At 72.3% G+C, this 13672-nt stretch carries 16 protein-coding genes; 7 read left to right on the top strand and 9 right to left on the bottom strand.

Going from position 1 to position 13672, the window contains the following annotated elements; genetic code table 11:
• Positions 1 to 11: 11 nt before the first annotated feature.
• From GTY47_RS00700 to GTY47_RS00690, 3 genes are all read right to left on the bottom strand, one after another.
• Positions 12 to 563 carry a response regulator gene (locus GTY47_RS00700; protein ID WP_010039500.1) on the bottom strand — a complete coding sequence of 184 codons (552 nt, stop codon included), beginning with the start codon at positions 561 to 563 and terminating at the stop codon, positions 12 to 14.
• A 141-nt stretch (positions 564 to 704) separates the two neighbouring features.
• Positions 705 to 1055: a chorismate mutase gene (locus GTY47_RS00695; RefSeq protein WP_010039498.1), complete on the bottom strand. Its 351-nt coding sequence runs from the start codon at positions 1053 to 1055 to the stop codon at positions 705 to 707.
• A gap of 62 nt (positions 1056 to 1117) precedes the next feature.
• The gene (locus GTY47_RS00690; protein ID WP_158688409.1) at positions 1118 to 1432 is read right to left on the bottom strand and encodes a hypothetical protein; all 315 of its coding nucleotides are present in this window, start codon (positions 1430 to 1432) and stop codon (positions 1118 to 1120) included.
• A gap of 122 nt (positions 1433 to 1554) precedes the next feature.
• Here GTY47_RS00690 and GTY47_RS00685 point away from each other — a divergent pair, with 122 nt between their 5' ends.
• Positions 1555 to 2442 carry a hypothetical protein gene (locus tag GTY47_RS00685; protein WP_010039494.1) on the top strand — a complete coding sequence of 296 codons (888 nt, stop codon included), beginning with the start codon at positions 1555 to 1557 and terminating at the stop codon, positions 2440 to 2442.
• 116 nt (positions 2443 to 2558) lie between these two features.
• On the opposite strand, the gene GTY47_RS00680 is transcribed toward GTY47_RS00685, so the two are convergent.
• Positions 2559 to 3482 carry an SDR family oxidoreductase gene (locus GTY47_RS00680; RefSeq protein WP_010039492.1) on the bottom strand — a complete coding sequence of 308 codons (924 nt, stop codon included), beginning with the start codon at positions 3480 to 3482 and terminating at the stop codon, positions 2559 to 2561.
• A gap of 1 nt (position 3483) precedes the next feature.
• A complete protein-coding gene (locus GTY47_RS00675) occupies positions 3484 to 4224 on the bottom strand; it encodes an SDR family oxidoreductase (RefSeq protein WP_010039491.1) in 741 nt (246 codons plus the stop codon).
• A 54-nt stretch (positions 4225 to 4278) separates the two neighbouring features.
• On the opposite strand from GTY47_RS00675, the gene GTY47_RS00670 reads away from it, so the two are divergent.
• From GTY47_RS00670 to GTY47_RS00655, 4 genes are read left to right on the top strand one after another with little or no spacing between them, the layout of a single operon-like run.
• Complete coding sequence (locus tag GTY47_RS00670) at positions 4279 to 5022, top strand: enoyl-CoA hydratase family protein (protein WP_010039490.1); 744 nt, start codon at positions 4279 to 4281, stop codon at positions 5020 to 5022.
• On the top strand, positions 5023 to 5859 hold the full coding sequence (locus tag GTY47_RS00665; protein WP_010039489.1) for a CoA-transferase: 837 nt from the start codon (positions 5023 to 5025) through the stop codon (positions 5857 to 5859).
• The gene (locus GTY47_RS00660; protein WP_010039488.1) at positions 5856 to 6575 is read left to right on the top strand and encodes a CoA-transferase; all 720 of its coding nucleotides are present in this window, start codon (positions 5856 to 5858) and stop codon (positions 6573 to 6575) included. Before GTY47_RS00665 ends, GTY47_RS00660 begins: the two co-directional genes overlap by 4 nt.
• Positions 6575 to 7624 carry a nitronate monooxygenase gene (locus GTY47_RS00655; RefSeq protein WP_010039487.1) on the top strand — a complete coding sequence of 350 codons (1050 nt, stop codon included), beginning with the start codon at positions 6575 to 6577 and terminating at the stop codon, positions 7622 to 7624. Before GTY47_RS00660 ends, GTY47_RS00655 begins: the two co-directional genes overlap by 1 nt.
• On the opposite strand, the gene GTY47_RS00650 is transcribed toward GTY47_RS00655, so the two are convergent.
• Genes GTY47_RS00650 through GTY47_RS00640 form a run of 3 tightly spaced genes read right to left on the bottom strand, consistent with a single transcriptional unit; the run spans position 7608 to position 10216 of the window.
• Positions 7608 to 8765, bottom strand: a complete 1158-nt coding sequence (locus tag GTY47_RS00650) for an acetyl-CoA C-acetyltransferase (protein WP_010039486.1) — start codon at positions 8763 to 8765, stop codon at positions 7608 to 7610. The genes GTY47_RS00655 and GTY47_RS00650 overlap by 17 nt on opposite strands.
• 23 nt (positions 8766 to 8788) lie before the next feature.
• Positions 8789 to 9418 carry a TetR/AcrR family transcriptional regulator gene (locus GTY47_RS00645; RefSeq protein WP_050810229.1) on the bottom strand — a complete coding sequence of 210 codons (630 nt, stop codon included), beginning with the start codon at positions 9416 to 9418 and terminating at the stop codon, positions 8789 to 8791.
• Positions 9419 to 9430: 12 nt separating this feature from the next.
• Entirely contained in the window at positions 9431 to 10216 is a 786-nt protein-coding gene (locus GTY47_RS00640) for an SDR family oxidoreductase (protein ID WP_010039482.1), read from the bottom strand.
• A gap of 47 nt (positions 10217 to 10263) precedes the next feature.
• Between GTY47_RS00640 and GTY47_RS00635 the strand changes: the two genes are divergently transcribed.
• Positions 10264 to 11403 (top strand): acyl-CoA dehydrogenase family protein, encoded by a 1140-nt coding sequence (locus tag GTY47_RS00635; protein WP_010039481.1) that lies wholly within the window; start codon positions 10264 to 10266, stop codon positions 11401 to 11403.
• Positions 11403 to 12374 carry an acyl-CoA dehydrogenase family protein gene (locus tag GTY47_RS00630; RefSeq protein WP_010039480.1) on the top strand — a complete coding sequence of 324 codons (972 nt, stop codon included), beginning with the start codon at positions 11403 to 11405 and terminating at the stop codon, positions 12372 to 12374. Before GTY47_RS00635 ends, GTY47_RS00630 begins: the two co-directional genes overlap by 1 nt.
• On the opposite strand, the gene GTY47_RS00625 is transcribed toward GTY47_RS00630, so the two are convergent.
• On the bottom strand, positions 12346 to 13672 hold a 1327-nt coding region (locus GTY47_RS00625), incomplete at its 5' end, for a cytochrome b (RefSeq protein WP_010039479.1). The genes GTY47_RS00630 and GTY47_RS00625 overlap by 29 nt on opposite strands.

The following is a 13672-nucleotide window of genomic DNA, read 5'->3' as shown; positions in this document are numbered from 1 at the left end:
CAATGTCCGGTCTATGCGCGGTCTTTTTCGAGCTCCCCGGCGTGCGCCCCCGTGGGCCGCTGGGGCGGCACATGCACGTCGGGGTGGGGCAGGGCGGGCCGCTGTGGGTGTGCGGCGGTCTCGGTGTGCTCCCGGACCTGAGCGCGCAGCCGGCGCACCTCCTGCTCCAGGGCGAGGTGGTGCTGGTGGGCGTCGAAGAGGTAGCGGACCTTGGTGCGCAGGGCCCAGGGGTCCACGGGTTTCATGACGAGGTCGGCGACGCCGAGGCCGAAGGCGGCGGTGGTCAGTTCCTGGTCGGGGCCGAAGCCGGTGAGCAGGATCACCGGGATGTGCTGGGTCTGTTCCACGCGCCGCATGTAGCGCACGACCTCCAGTCCGCTCACGCCGGGCATGCGCACGTCGAGCAGGAGCAGGCCTACCTGGCCGCGCAGCACCTGCTTGAGCGCCTCGTCTCCGCTGGTGGCCCGGCCGAGCAGATAGCCCAGCGGGGCCAGGGCGCTCTCCAGCGCGTACAGCGTGTCCTCGTGATCGTCGACGATGAGGATCCTGGTATCCGACGGCATGGCCCGACGCCCCTCCCTCGTGGAGGACCAGAGTAGTCCGGGACACTGACGCGCAGTACTCGTCAGCTGACATGCTGTGCACAGCGCAGCATGCCCCGCGCGGGACGCCGTGTCACTCCCCCGGAGGGTGGTCGCGTGAGGTCAGTCGCGGCCGGGCGCTGTGCCGTTGAGCGTCTCGTCCGCGATGCGTTCGTGGTGGCGAATGACTTCGGCGACGATGAAGTTCAGGAACTTCTCCGCGAAGGCCGGGTCCAGTTTGGCGTTCTCGGCGAGCGCGCGCAGCCGGGCGATCTGGCGGGCCTCACGGGCCGGGTCGGCGGGCGGCAACTGGTGCCGGGCCTTGAGGTGGCCGACCTGCTGGGTGCACTTGAACCGCTCGGCGAGCATGTGGACGACGGCCGCGTCGATGTTGTCGATGCTGTCGCGCAGGCGGGCGAGTTCCGTGACGACGGCAGGGTCGACGTCACCGGTGCCGGTGTTGCTGGTGGTCATGGCAGGTCAGCCTAAGGGGCGCAGGCCCGGCGGCCGCGGGCCGTCTCACGACTCGGCGGTGCTCAGCCGCTTGTCGAAGCCTCGCTCAGCCGCTTGTGGAAGTAGATCTCCTCGTGTCCGCCGGGCACGCCCTCGATGCGGGCCCGTTCCCGGAAGCCGAGCCGCGGGTAGCAGCGGGCGCCTGGAAGCTGTCCGTGGAGACGATCATGTCCGTGCAGCCGCGCCGGACGGCCTCGGCCTCCGCGGCGCGCATCAGCCGGCCGCCCCAGCCGGCGGGCTGCTGGTCCGCGCGCACCCAGAGCATGTCCACGGCAGAGTTCGTCGTCCTGCCCGCCCACCTGGAGCGAGGCGGCGACGGAACGCTGTTCGCTGGTCACGGCCCGGATTCTGTCGGCGGGCGGGAGCGGCGACGACCGGTTTTCGCGGCGGCGGAGCGCCCCTGTGGGCGTCACACTTTCGTACAGTGGAACCGGGTTCAGGGGCGTCTTGGGGGTGAGGCGTGGCGAACGACGGGCCGGTCGAGCACGGCTACCCGCATCTGGAGACGGTGCGGGCGGCCATCACGGCGCTGTACAAGCGACTGTCGTACGACACGATCCAGACGTTCGCGACCAGTGTGCTCCCCGCCGACGTGGCGTTCTGCGACACCGACGACCTGTATCTGGGGGCGCAGCGGGTGGCGCACGAGCTGGTGCGGCACTACCGGCTGCCGGACGCCCGGCTGATCGTGAGCTTCCGGGAGATGCGGCACGCGGCGAACGTCGAGCTCGCGGCCGGGCCGGAGTACTTCGTGGAGCTGAACGACCGGTTCCGTACGCATCGGCGGGACATCGGGGCGGCCCTGGCGCACGAGGTGATGCATGTGTATCTGCACCGCCTCGACCTGTCGTTTCCCGGCGTCCGGGACAACGAGATCCTGACGGACACGGCGACGACGTATCTGGGCGCGGGCTGGCTGCTGCTGGACGCGTACCGGGAGGACCGGGCGTCGTCCCAGAAGCTGGGTTATCTGACGCCGGAGGAATTCGGGTACGTGCTGGCCAAGCGCGCGCTGGTCTTCGGCGAGGACCCGTCGGTGTGGTTCACCAGCCCGCAGGCGTACACGGCGTACGTGAAGGGGATGGAGCTGGCCCGGCGCGATGAGCAGCAGCCGCCGCTGACCGCGGCGGGCTGGGCGGGGCGGCGGCGGTACGCGCGCGACCGGCGGCACGCGCCGGCCGGGCCGCCGCAGCCGGGTGTGCGGTACTCGTTCACTCCCGACGGGGGTGGGCGGCTGCGGGTGTCGTTTCCGTGTCCGACCTGCCATCAGCGGATCAGGGTGCCGGTGCGGGGGCGGGTCCGGGCGCGGTGTGCGTTGTGCCGGAGCGTGTTGGAGTGCGACACGTAGGCATTCCCCAGTGCGCGCGCCTCCGGGTGCGCCTTTCAAGCCGTACGCCACCGTTCAAGTCCCGTACGCCACCGTTCAAGTCCCGTACATCGCCTTGCAAGTCCCGTACACCGCCTTCAAGCTCCGTACACCGGCCCCGGCTCGTCCGCCTCCGCCAGCAGTTTCCGCGCCGCCTCCCCCGCCTCTGCCGGAACCCACCGTTCCCCCTTGTCCGCGCTCGGACCCGGGCGCCAGCCCTCCATCACCGTGATCCGGCCGCCCTCCGCCTCGAAGACCCGGCCCGTGACCCCCGCGCTCGCGGCCGAGCCGAGCCAGACGACCAGGGGGGAGACGTTCTCCGGGGCCATCGCGTCGAAGCCCGAGTCGGGCGCCGCCATGGTTTCGGCGAAGGTCCGCTCCGTCATACGGGTCCGGGCGGCGGGGGCGATCGCGTTGACCTGGACGCCGTAGCGGCGCAGTTCGGCCGCCGCGACCAGCGTCAGGGCGACGATCCCGGCCTTGGCGGCGCTGTAGTTGCCTTGTCCGACCGAGCCGAGCAGCCCGGCTCCGCTGCTGGTGTTGACGATCCGGGCCTCCGGCGGGCGGCCCGCCTTGGCCTCGGACCGCCAGTGCGCGGCGGCGTGCCGCAGGGGCAGGAAGTGGCCCTTGAGGTGGACGCGTACGACGGCGTCGAAGTCGTCCTCGTCGAGGTTGACCAGCATCCGGTCGCGCAGGAAGCCCGCGTTGTTGACGAGCGTGTCGAGCCGGCCGTACGTCTCCAGGGCCGTCCGGACGAGAGAGGCCGCGCCCTCGGTCGTGGCGATGTCGCCGCCGTGCGGCACCGCCTCGCCGCCCGCCGCGCGGATCTCCTCGGCGACACGGGTGGCCGGGCTGCCGGGCCCGGGCATCCCGTCGGCTCCGGGTGTGCCGTCGAGGCCGACGCCGAGGTCGTTGACGACGAGCCGCGCGCCCTCGGCGGCGAAGGCGAGGGCGTGGGCGCGGCCGAGCCCCCGGCCCGCGCCGGTGACGACGACGACCCGCCCGTCACAGATTCCGCTCATCTCAGGTCTCCTTGTGCGCGGTCGAGACGCCCAGGAACGCGGGGCGCTCCCCGCCCCCGTGGACGAGCAGACTCGCCCCGCTGATGTAGGCGGCGGCGTCCGAGGCGAGGAAGACTGCGGCCCGGCCGACGTCGGACGGCTCGGCGAGACGGCCGAGCGGGACGGTGCGGGCGACGGCGGCTACGCCGTCCCGGTCGCCGTAGTGGAGGTGGGACAGTTCGGTGCGGACCATGCCGACGACGAGGGTGTTGACCCGGATGTCGGGCGCCCACTCCACGGCCATCGAGCGGGCGAGGCTCTCCAGGCCCGCCTTGGCGGCGCCGTAGGCGGCGGTGCCCGGGGACGGGCGGCCTCCGCTGACGCTGCCGATCATGACGATCGAGCCCCTGGCCCGCCGTAGGTGCTCGTACGCGGCGAGGGACACGGTCAGCGGTGCCACGAGGTTGAGCTCCACCACGCGCGCGTGCCGGTCGGCGTCGGCGTGGGTGAGCGGGCGGTGGGGGCTGCCGCCCGCGTTGTTGACGAGGACGTCCAGCCGGGGCAGCTCGCCGCACAGCCGCCGGACGGCGTCGGCGTCCCGGACGTCCAGCGGCACGAACTCGGTTCCGGGCACCGGGACTTCCGGTGGGCGGCGGGCACAGACCACGACCTCGGCTCCCGCCCGTGCGAAGGCACGCGCGATGCCGGCCCCGACGCCCCGGGTCCCGCCCGTGACGACGGCGACCCTCCCGTCCAGCTCCATTCGCTGCTACCTTCCACCTAACAAACGTTTGGTGGAAAGGTAGCTGATGCGGCCATGGGTGTCTCCACCTCGTGCGTGGAAAAGGGCATAGCCGTCGTCACGGTCGACTTCCCGCCGGTGAACGCCCTGCCGGTGGCCGGCTGGTTCGCCCTGGCCGACGCGGTGCGCGCGGCCGGGCGCGACCCGGAGGTGCGGTGCGTGGTGCTGAGGGCCGAGGGGCGCGGGTTCAACGCGGGCGTGGACATCAAGGAGATACAGAACGACCCGAACGGCGCGCTGATCGGCGCCAACCACGCCTGCGCGGAGGCCTTCGCCGCCGTGTACGACTGCGCGGTGCCGGTCGTGGCGGCGGTGCACGGCTTCTGCCTGGGCGGCGGTATCGGGCTGGTGGGCAACGCGGACGTGATCGTGGCGAGCGAGGACGCCGTCTTCGGGCTGCCCGAGCTGGACCGGGGTGCGCTGGGCGCGGCCACCCACCTGGCCCGGCTGGTGCCGCAGCACCTGATGCGCGCCCTGTACTACACCTCGCGCACGGCGACCGCGGCCGAGTTGCACGCGCACGGCTCGGTGTGGCGGGTCGTGCCGCGCGGGGAACTGCGCGCTGCAGCCCTGAGGCTGGCCCGCGAGATCGCCGCCAAGGACGGGCGGCTGCTGCGCCTGGCCAAGGCCGCCATCAACGGCATCGACCCGGTCGACGTGCGCCGCAGCTACCGCTTCGAGCAGGGCTTCACCTTCGAGGCGGGCCTCAGCGGGGTGGCGGACCGGGTGCGCGCCGGCTTCGGGAAGGAGGGCACGTAGGTGAGTGACAAGACGATGACGGTCGACGAGGCCGTGTCCCGCCTGTCCAGCGGCATGACCCTCGGCATCGGCGGCTGGGGCTCGCGCCGCAAGCCGATGGCCCTGGTGAGAGCACTGCTCCGATCCCGGATCACCGATCTCACGATCGTCTCGTACGGCGGCCCGGACATCGGCATGCTGGCCGCCGCCGGGCGGATCCGGAAGCTGGTCACGGCCTTCGTCACCCTGGACTCGATCCCCCTGGAGCCGCACTACCGCGCGGCCCGCGAGCGTGGGGCCTTCGACCTGACGGAGATCGACGAGGCGATGTTCATGTGGGGCCTGCACGCGGCGGCGAACCGGCTGCCGTTCCTGCCCGTGCGGGCCGGCATCGGCTCGGACGTGATGCGGGTCAACCCCGGCCTGCGGACGGTCACTTCGCCGTACGAGGACGGGGAGACGTTCGTGGCGATGCCCGCCCTGCGGCTCGACGCGGCCCTGGTGCACGTCAACCGCGCCGACCGGCTGGGAAACGGGCAGTACCTGGGCCCGGACCCGTACTTCGACGACCTGTTCTGCGAGGCGGCGGACACGGCGTACGTCAGCTGCGAACGGATCGTCGACACGGCCGAGTTGACGAAGGCGGCACCGCCGCAGACCCTGCTGCTCAAGCGGCACACGGTGACAGGCGTCGTGGAGGCCCCGAACGGGGCGCACTTCACGTCCTGCGCACCCGACTACGGCCGGGACGAGGCCTTCCAGAAGACGTACGCGACGACACCCTGGTCTCAGTTCGCGGCCCGCTTCCTCGCCGGGGACGAGCAGGCGTACCAGTCGGCCGTCGGGGAGGGGACATGACGCGCGTCAGCCGCGCGGAGTACTGCGTGATCGCGTGCGCCGAGGCCTGGCGGGGCGACGGTGAGGTGCTCGCGAGCCCCATGGGGCTGATCCCCTCCGTCGGCGCCCGCCTCGCCCGGCTCACCTTCGCGCCGGACCTGCTGCTGACCGACGGCGAGGCGCTGCTGGTCCGCCCGGACGGGACGACGGAGGGCTGGCTGCCGTACCGGCAGCATCTGGCCCTGGTCACCGGAGGCCGGCGGCACGTGATGATGGGCGCGAGCCAGATCGACCGGTTCGGCAACCAGAACATCTCCTGCATCGGCGACTGGGAGCGGCCGCGGCGGCAGCTGCTCGGGGTGCGCGGGGCACCGGTCAACACCCTCAACCATCCGACCAGTTACTGGATCCCCAGGCACTCCCGGCGGGTTTTCGTCGAGCGGGTCGACCTGGTCTGCGGAGTCGGGTACGACCACGCCGCCGGGGCGCGTCACCACCGCATCCCGCGGGTCGTCTCCGACCTGGGTGTCTTCGACTTCGCCACCCCGGACCGTTCGATGCGGCTGGCCTCGCTGCACCCGGGGGTCACGGTGGAGCAGGTCAGGGAGGCGACGGGCTTCGAGCTGAGCGTCCCGGACGAGGTGCCGCCGACCCGCGAGCCGACCGCCGAGGAGCTCCGGCTGATCCGCGAGGTCGTCGACCCGGCCGCCGCTCGTACCAGGGAGGTCGCCGCGTGATGGAGACGGCGCTGACCCGGCTGACCGGGGTCCGTCATCCCCTCGTGCAGACCGGGATGGGCTGGGTGGCGGGGCCGCGTCTGGTCTCCGCCACGGCGAACGCGGGCGCTCTGGGCATCCTGGCCTCCGCGACGATGACGCTCGACCGGTTGCGCGCGGCCGTCCGGGAGGTCCGGGCCCGTACCGACGCGCCGTTCGGGGTGAACCTGCGCGCCGACGCGGCGGACGCCGGCGACCGGGTGCGGATCCTGATCGAGGAGGGCGTCCGGGTCGCCTCCTTCGCCCTGGCCCCCTCCCGGGAGCTGATCGGCGAGCTCAAGGAGGCCGGGGTGGTCGTCATGCCGACGGTGGGGGCGCGGCGGCACGCCGAGAAGGTCGCCGGGTGGGGCGCGGACGCGGTCCTCGTGCAGGGCACGGAGGGCGGCGGGCACACCGGCGAGGTGGCCACGACGGTGCTGCTGCCGCAGGTGGTCAACGCCGTGGACATACCGGTCGTGGCGGCGGGCGGGTTCTTCGACGGGCGGGGACTGGTCGCGGCTCTGGCCTACGGCGCGGCGGGTATCGCCATGGGCACGAGGTTCCTGCTCACCTCGGACTCGACGGTGCCGGAGGCGGTGAAGGCGCGGTACCTGGCGGCGACGGTGCGGGACGTGACGGTCACCCGGGCGGTGGACGGGCTGCCGCATCGCATGCTGCGCACGGAGCTGGTGGACGCGCTGGAGGACGCGGGCCGGGTGACAGCCCTGTTCCATGCGACGCGCAGGGCGTCCCGCTTCCGGCGGCTGTCCGGCCTCACCTGGCGTCGCATGGTCCGCGACGGCCTCGCCCTCCGGCACGGCAAGGACCTGACCTGGAGCCAGGTCCTGCTCGCCGCCAACACACCGATGCTGCTCAAGGCGTCCATGGTGGACGGCCGTACGGATCTGGGCGTGATGGCGTCCGGGCAGGTCGCCGGAGTGATCGACGACCTGCCCTCGTGCGCGGAGCTGGTGGAGCGGATCATGGAGGAGGCCGAGGACACCCGCCGGCGTCTCACAGCCTCTCGATGATCGTCACATTGGCCTGGCCACCGCCCTCGCACATGGTCTGCAGGCCGAACCGGCCGCCGGTGCGCTCCAGTTCGTGCAGCAGGGTCGTCATCAGCTTCACGCCGGTCGCGCCCAGCGGGTGACCCAGGGCGATGGCACCGCCGTTGACGTTGACCTTCTCCGGGTCCGCGCCGGTCTCCTTCAGCCAGGCCAGGACGACCGGGGCGAAGGCCTCGTTGATCTCGACCAGGTCGATGTCGCCGATGGTCATGCCGGTCTTCCTCAGGGCGTGGGCGGTGGCCGGGATCGGGGCGGTGAGCATGCGGATCGGGTCCTCGCCGCGCACCGAGAGATGGTGCACACGCGCGCGGGGGGTGAGCCCGTGCTCGCGCACGGCCCGCTCCGAGGCCAGCAGCATCGCCGCCGCCCCGTCGGAGACCTGTGAGGAACAGGCGGCGGTGATCGTGCCGCCGTCGAGGACCGGCTTGAGCCCCGCCATCTTCTCCAGGGACGTGTCCCGGCGCGGGCCCTCGTCGGCCGCGACCTCCCCGTACGGCACGGTCTCGCGGTCGAAGCGGCCCTCGTCGATCGCCCGCACCGCCCGCTGATGGGACCGCAGGGCGAACTCCTCCTGGTCCCGCCGGCCGATCCCCCACTTCGCGGCGATCATCTCGGCGCCCGCGAACTGGTTGACGGGCTTGTCCCCGTACCGGGCCCGCCAGCCCGCACTGCCCGCGAACGGGCCCTGGGTGAGCCCCAGCGGCTCGGCGGCCTGCCGGGTGGCGAAGGCGATGGGGATCATCGACATGTTCTGCACCCCGCCGGCCACGACCAGGTCCTGCGTGCCGGACAGCACGGCCTGCGCCGCGAAGTGCACGGCCTGCTGCGAGGAACCGCACTGCCGGTCGACGGTCACGCCCGGCACCTCCTCGGGCAGCCCGGCCGCCAGCCAGCAGGTCCGCGCGATGTCCCCGGCCTGCGGCCCCACCGCGTCCAGACAGCCGAGGACGACGTCCTCCACGGCCGCCGGGTCGACGCCCGAGCGGCTCATCAGCTCTTTCAGCACATGCGCGCCGAGATCGGCCGGATGGACGGCGCTCAGCCCTCCCCCGCGCCGCCCGACGGGCGTGCGGACCGCTTCGACGATGTAGGCCTCGGCCATGGCAACTCCCTCGGGGATAAGGGCTATTCGCGTACGGCGATCCCGTCCAGCACCATCGACAGGTACTGCCGGGCGATCTCGTCCGGGCTGTGCCGCCCGCCCGGCCGGTACCAGGACGCGGCCACCCACACCGTGTCGCGCACGAACCGGTAGGTGAGCCGGACGTCGAGGTCGGCCCGGAAGGCCCGTTCGGCGACGCCGCGCTCCAGCGTGGACAGCCACGCCTTCTCGAATCTGCGCTGCGACTCGGCGAGGAACGCGAACCGCTCCTGCGCCACGAGCTGCTTGCTCTCCTTCTGGTAGATCGCGACGGCCGCGCGATGCCGGTCGATCTCCCGGAACGACTCGGTGACCAGGGCCTGCAGCGTCTCACGGGGCCCGAGTCCGGCACCCAGCACGGCGTCGTAGCCGTCCCAGAGCTCCTCGAGGAAGGTGCGCAGGATCTCCTCCAGCATCGACTCCTTGGAGTCGAAGTGGTAGTAGAGGCTGCCCGCGAGCATCCCCGCGTGGTCCGCGATCTTGCGGACGGTGGTGGCGTTGTAGCCCTGCTCGGCGAAGACCTCGGCGGCGGTGCCGAGGAGTTCGCTGCGGCGGTCGCGGGCGGCGGCGGGCTCTGCGGCGGTCACCTGGGGTTTCTTCTTCGTAGGAGGCACAGGTCCATTGTCCTAGGGGTGCCGGCTGCTGACGGACACCACTTCCCCCGTCATGTACGAGGAGTAGCCGGAGGCCAGGAACACGATCACGTTGGCCACCTCCCAGGGCTCGGCGTACCGCCCGTAGGCCTCGCGTGAGATCAGCTCGGCGAGCAGCTCGGGCGTGGTCACCTTCACCAGGTGCGGATGCATGGCGAGGCTGGGCGCGACGGCGTTGACCCGCACGCCGTACTCGGCCGCCTCGACCGCCGCGCACCGGGTCAGCGCCATCACTCCCGCTTTCGCGGCGGCGTAGTGGGCCTGCCCGGCCTGGGCGCGCCAGCCGACGACGGAGGCGTTGTTGACGATCACGCCGCCGCTTTCCCGCATGTGACGGAGTGCGGCCCGCAGGCACCGGAACGTGCCGTTCAGCGTGACGTCCAGGACGCGGGACCACTGTTCGTCGGTCATGTCGACGAGGTCCGCGGTGCCGCCGAGACCGGCGTTGTTGACCACGACGTCGAGGCGTCCGTGTTCCCGGACCGCCGTGTCGAAGAGGGCGCGGACCTGCCTCTCGTCGGTGACGTCGCAGGGTGCAGCGGCGACCGACGCCGCGCCGAACTCGCCGGCCAGCTCCGCCTGGTGCTCCTTGAGCCGCCGCGCGTGCGCGTCGCTGATCAGGACGCGCGCGCCCTCCTCCAGGAAGCGGCGCGCGGTGGCCCCGCCGATTCCCGCGCCGGCCGCGGCGGTGATCACGGCGGTCCGCCCCTTCAGCACGCCGTGGCCGGGCACGTACGACGGACTCTCGACGTCTGTCATGGCCTCACGCTAACCTACCAAACACTTGTTAGGGAAGGAGGGCGGTCGTGGATCTCGCGTTCTCGCCGGCGGACGAGGAGTTCCGCACCGAGGTGCGGGAGTGGCTGCACGCGCGCGTGCCGCGCGAGCCGCTGCCCTCGCTGGAGACGGCGGAGGGCTTCGCCGCCCACCGCGCCTGGGAGGCGGAGCTGGCCGCGGACCGCTGGTCGGTGGTCGACTGGCCGTCGCAGTACGGCGGGCGGGACGCGGGGCTCCTGCGCTGGCTGGTCTTCGAGGAGGAGTACTACGCGGCGGGCGCCCCGGGGCGCGTCGGGCAGAACGGCATCCACCTGCTCGCCCCGACCCTCTTCGCCCACGGCACCGAGGAGCAGCGGGCCCGGGTGCTGCCCCCGATGGCCTCCGCAGAGGTGGTCTGGGCGCAGGCCTGGTCGGAGCCCGAGGCCGGTTCGGACCTGGCGTCCCTGCGGGCGAGGGCCGTGCGCACGGACGGCGGCTGGCGCTTGAGCGGCCAGAAGACCTGGTCCTCGCGGGCCGCGTTCGCCGACCGCGCGTTCGGCCTGTTCCGCAGCCACCCGGACACCGCGAAGCCGCACCAGGGCCTGACGTACCTCATGTTCGACCTTCGCGGCCCGGGGGTCACGGTCCGCCCGATCGCCCGCCTCGACGGCAAGCCGGCGTTCGCGGAGCTGTTCCTGGACGAGGTCTTCGTGCCCGACGAGGACGTGATCGGCGCACCCGGCCAGGGCTGGCGGATCGCGATGGCGACGGCGGGCGCCGAACGCGGGCTGATGCTCCGCTCCCCCGGCCGTTTCCTCGCCGCCGCGCGGCGGCTGGGCGAGTTGTGGCGGGAGCGGGGCGGTCCGGTGTCGGAGCGGGAGCGGGTGGCCGACGCCCTGATCGGCGCCCGCGCCTACCAGCTCTTCACGTACGCGGCCGCCTCCCGCTTCCTGGACGGCGGGGCCGTCGGCCCGGAGTCGAGCCTGAACAAGGTCTTCTGGTCCGAACTGGACCTCGCCCTGCACGAGACGGCCCTCGATCTCCTGGGCCCTCAGGGCGAGCCGGCGGACACGGACTGGGCGGAGCGGTACGTCTTCGCACTCGCCGGTCCGATCTACGCGGGCACGAACGAGATCCAGCGCGACATCATCGCCGAGCGCCTGCTCGGACTGCCGAAGGGACGCCGCTGATGCGTTTCCTCCTCGACGCCGAGCAGCGCGCCTTCGCCGCCTCGCTGGACGCCTTGCTGACGGCGGCGGACACACCGGCGGTGGTGCGGGACTGGAGCCGGGGCGACCATGCGAGCGGGCGGGCGCTGTGGTCCCGTGTCGCCGAGGCGGGCGTGTTCGCGCTGGCGGTTCCGGAGACCTGCGAAGGCGGCCTGGGGCCGCGACCGGTCGACCTGACCGTCGCCTTCGTGGAGTTGGGCCGTCACGCGGTACCGGGGCCGCTCGTCGAGACGGTCATGGCGGCGGTGCTCCTCAGCGGTGCGGACCCGGGCACGGCAAAGCGACTGCTGCCGCCGCTGGCGTCGGGCGGGACGATCGCGACAGTAGGGACCGAGCAGTCGTACGCCCTCGACGGCGACGCCGCCGGCCTGCGCCTGTCCTGTTCCCCCGACGGCATCCGCCTCTCCCCCGGCCACGGCCCCGTCCGCCCCGCGCTCGACCCGGCCCGCCGCCTCACACCCCTCACCCCGGGCGGCGAACTCCTCCTGGCCGGTCCGCTCACGGAACAGGCCCTCGCCTGGGCCCGCCTCGCCACCGCCGCGCAGGCCCTGGGCGTGGGCCTGGCGCTCCTCGACCGGACCGTCGCCCACGTGAAGCGGCGCTGTCAGTTCGGGGTGCCCGTCGGGTCGTTCCAGGCGGTCAAGCACCGGCTGGCCGACGCGAAGATCGCCCTGGAGTTCGCACGTCCGCTGGTCTTCGGTGCCGCCCTGAGCATGCGGCCGGCGGAGGTCGCCGCCGCCAAGGTCGCCGCGTGCGAGGCGGCGTACAGCACCGCCCGCACCGCGCTGCAACTGCACGGCGCGATCGGCTACACCGCGGAGTACGGCCTGTCGCTGTGGCTGACCAAGGCCCGGGCCCTGCGCACGGCCTGGGGCGACCCCCACGAGTGCCGGGCCCTGGTCGTCAGTGCGGCTGGTGATCGCCGCTGGTGATCTCCCGGTACTCCTCCACCGTCGGCTTCTCGATCCGCGCGTCCGGCCCGAACATCGCCTTCGCGAGCCGGGCACGCAGCCGCTCGGACCGCTTGACCTTGCGGCGGACGCCCCCCGCGTCGACCCGGGGCCCCATCTCGTACGGCGGGCGCTGCTCGTGCTGGGTGAGGGTGAAGAGCTCCCCCTGCGAGAGGGGCTCGTGCGTTTCGATGTACTCGCCGTTCGGCAGCCGTTTGATGGTGCCGGTCTCCCTGCCGTGCAGCACCTTGGCGCGGTCGCGGCGCTGGAGGCCCATGCAGATCTTCTTCGTGACGATGAAGGCGACGACCGGCAGCACGAAGACGCCGATCCGCACGAACCAGGTGATCACGTTGATGGACAGATGCAGATGCGTGGCCACGATGTCGTTGCCGCCGCCGATCAGCAGCACGGCGTACAGGGTCAGCCAGGCCACGCCCAGGCCGGTGCGCACGGGCACGTTGCGCGGCCGGTCCAGGATGTGGTGCTCGCGCCTGTCGCCGGTGATCCACGCCTCGATGAAGGGATAGAGGCCGAGGGCGAGCAGGATCAGCGGGAAGAGCGAGAAGGGGATGAACACGCCGAGCACCAGCGTGTAGCCCCACAGGTTGATCTCCCACCCCGGCATCACCCGGATCAGCCCCTCCGAGAACCCGAGGTACCAGTCGGGCTGGGCGCCCGTGGTGACGAGGTCGGGACGGTAGGGGCCGAAGGCCCACACGGGGTTGATCTGGGCGATCGCGCCCATGACCGTCAGGACACCGAAGACCAGGAAGAAGAAGCCGCCCGCCTTGGCCATGTAGACCGGCAGGAAGGGCATCCCCACGACCGACCGCTCCTTGCGCCCGGGGCCCGGGAACTGCGTGTGCTTGTGGTAGAAGACCAAAATCAGATGGGCGGTCACCAGAGCCAGCATGATCCCGGGCAGCAGCAGGATGTGGACGGGGTACAGCCGCGAGATGATGTCCTCGCCCGGGAACTCCCCGCCGAAGAGGAAGAACGACAGGTACGTCCCGACGATCGGGACCGACAGGATCGCGCCCTGCGCGAAGCGGATGCCGGTGCCGGACAGCAGGTCGTCGGGGAGGGAGTAGCCGGTCAGGCCGGTGATGATGCCGAGCATCAGCAGCGTCCAGCCGAAGACCCAGTTGAGCTCGCGGGGCTTGCGGAAGGCGCCGGTGAAGAACACCCGCATCATGTGCACCAGCATGCCCGTGATGAACACCAGCGCCGCCCAGTGGTGGATCTGCCGGATCAGCAGCCCGCCGCGCACGTCGAAG

The organism is Streptomyces sp. SID5464, from assembly GCF_009862985.1.
Classification (GTDB): domain Bacteria; phylum Actinomycetota; class Actinomycetes; order Streptomycetales; family Streptomycetaceae; genus Streptomyces; species Streptomyces chartreusis_D.
The sequence above is the reverse complement of the archived record's forward strand: the minus strand, read 5'-3'. Positions and strand labels throughout refer to the sequence as shown.